This window comes from Sphingomonas sanguinis, assembly GCF_001476905.1.
Classification (GTDB): Bacteria; Pseudomonadota; Alphaproteobacteria; order Sphingomonadales; family Sphingomonadaceae; genus Sphingomonas; species Sphingomonas sanguinis_B.
This window is the reverse complement of record NZ_LDTE01000224.1, coordinates 1-646: the sequence shown is the minus strand read 5'-3', so window position 1 is coordinate 646 and position 646 is coordinate 1. Positions and strand designations below refer to the sequence as shown.

1 pseudogene is annotated in these 646 nt (G+C 66.3%); it reads right to left on the bottom strand.

The annotated features are described in order from the left end of the window. Positions 1–156 precede the first annotated feature (156 nt). Positions 157–646 (bottom strand): annotated as a pseudogene (locus tag SB4_RS18720) (AMP-binding protein); the annotation flags it as partial.

The following is a 646-nucleotide window of genomic DNA, read 5'->3' as shown; positions in this document are numbered from 1 at the left end:
GCCCTTGTCGGTGAGCTCGTTGCCGTCGATCGATGGCGGCTCGACCATCAGCATCGCGCGCGCGATCCGCATGCTGCTGCCGGTGGTGGACGCGTTGTGGGCCTGCCAGCCCTTTTCGAGACAGGCGATCACGGCCGGATGCCGGATCACGTCCTCCTAGCTCGCGTCCGCATTGCCGATGAGCTGGCGGCAGGCATGCAGGTTCGGCCAGCACAACAGGCCGATGAATTCGCGATCCTGCCCCGCCACCAGCGCGTCCTGCACGACCGGCGTCGCGGCCGCGATCGCAACGGTGCGCAGCGAGCCGACATGGACGAAAGTGCCGGTCGTCCGCTTGAAGTCCTCGACCACGCGGCCCGCGAAGATGATGCCTTGCAGCGGATCCGTGGGGTCCACGAACACGCCGGCATCGCCGATGCAATAGAAGCCTTCCTCGTCGAACATCTTCGCCGTGAGATCGGGCTGGCCGAAATAGCCCGGCGTGACATTGACGCCGCGCAGCCGCAACTCGTATTTCGAGCCGCACGGCACCATCTTCAGCTCGACGCCGGGGAACGGCAGGCCGATCAAGCCGACGCGCTCGGTGTCCCAATAGGTGCCGGTCGAGGTCGGCGCGGTCTCGGTCGAACCCCAACCGGTGTAGAAT